Origin of the sequence: Agromyces albus, from assembly GCF_004134825.1 — a bacterium.
Lineage (GTDB): Bacteria > Actinomycetota > Actinomycetes > Actinomycetales > Microbacteriaceae > Agromyces > Agromyces albus.
Genome location: NZ_SDPN01000095.1, coordinates 1 through 1,612, shown reverse-complemented (window position 1 = coordinate 1,612; position 1,612 = coordinate 1). Strand labels below are relative to the sequence as shown.

The following is a 1,612-nucleotide window of genomic DNA, read 5'->3' as shown; positions in this document are numbered from 1 at the left end:
GTCGCCTGCGCCCGTCGTGTCGACGGCCGTGACCCGGGGCGCCGGCGCGGTCCACGAACCCTCGGCGTCGGCCGCGACGGCGCCCGCGGCACCGAGGGTCACGACGATCGAGCGGGCGATGGTGCCGGCGGCGGATGCCGCGAGCTCGCGCCATTCGTCGAGCGAGGTGCCGGCCGGAGCATCCGTGCCGATGCCGACCGCCCGCGCCTCGTGTTCGTTGAGCACGAGCGGATCGCACGCGACGAGGGCCTCGGCGGCGACCGGCGCGGGCGGCGCGAGATTGAGCACGAAGCGCACGCCGAGTTCGGACGTGACCCCGGCGATGCGCTCGATCGTGCCGACGAGCAGCTCGCCTTGCGTCAGCACGAGCCCTGCCGCGGCGATGCGCGAGCGCTCGGCGTCGACGACGTCGGGGGTGAGGGCGAGATTCGAGCCTCCGGTGACGATGACGGTGTTCTCGCCGGAATCGGCGACCGTGATCTGGGCGACTCCCGTCGGGGCGTCCGCGACCCGCCCGACGGCCCCGGTCGGCAGCCCGAAGCGCTCGAGCGTCGCGAGCGCGAACTCACCGCTCGCGTCATCGCCGATGCGCGCCACGAGCTCGACCTCGGCGCCGGCCACGTGGGCGGCGACGGCCTGGTTCGAGCCCTTGCCGCCGAGCGCCACCTGGAAGCCGTGCGCGAGGATCGTCTCGCCCGGAGCGGGGAACGCCGCGACGTAGCTCGTCGAGTCGACGTTGAGCGAGCCGAACACCACGACGGGGCCGCTCACAGCCTGCCCCGGTCGCTGTGCATCGTCACGCTGTTCTCCGCTGGCATCTGTCGCCTCTCCTCGCCGTTCGATTCGCCGGCAACCACCACCCTCGGGAGTGGTTGCGCGTCGAGTGCCGCTAAACCGCGGGTCCGGGGCCTGCGACGCTGCCGGTGAGCGGTTCGCCGCCGGCGCGGCTCGCGAAGCAGTAGTAGGTGCGCTCGCCGCTCGCCCACTGCTCCTCGGTGACCGGGTAGCTCCCCTGCACCTGCAGGTCGGGAGCGCCGGATGCCGCGGCCACGTCGATCACGCCGTCGACCCGGCAGAGCGGGCCCATCTGCTCGCCGAGCGCCGCCTCGCCCGGGAACGGGGCAGCCGCGTCGCCGGGCAGTTCGCCGCGGTAGACGAGCTGGGCAGCGTGCGGCGCCGCGCAGTCGACGACCGTGAACTCTTCGGCCCACGGATCCACGTACGGGTCGATGCATTCGCCGCCGAAGAGCGTGTCCCACGCGTGCACCCCTGGGGGCTGCGCTGCCGTGGGCTCGGGTACCGGCTCCTCGGTGGCGCTCGGCGCGGGCGATGCCGCGGGGGTCGACCCGCCGATGAGCTGGGTACCGAGGAAGTACAGTCCGGCGAGGATGACGAGCACGCCGAGGCCGCCCGCGATCCAGAGCAGCGTGCGCACCGTGCGCTGGCTGCCGCGAGGGTCGCCGGATCCGGTCGGCGGTCGGCCTGAGCCGCTGCCCGGGCCGCCGCCGGCCGGTGAAGCCGGGCCGGTGGGCGAGCCAGAGGCACGAGCGACACCCATGCCACGGGCGGCGGTGGGGACGGATGCCGCGAGGCGCGATTCGGCGGCTGGGAA

General features: G+C 74.4%; 1 protein-coding gene and 1 pseudogene. Both read right to left on the bottom strand.

Translation table 11 applies throughout. From position 1 onward, the window contains the following. A partial coding sequence (locus tag ESP51_RS20355; protein WP_129522676.1) for a PfkB family carbohydrate kinase occupies positions 1-771 on the bottom strand: 771 nt, incomplete at its 3' end. Positions 772-889: 118 nt separating this feature from the next. Beyond that, positions 890-1,612, bottom strand: a pseudogene (locus tag ESP51_RS20795) (septum formation family protein); the annotation flags it as partial.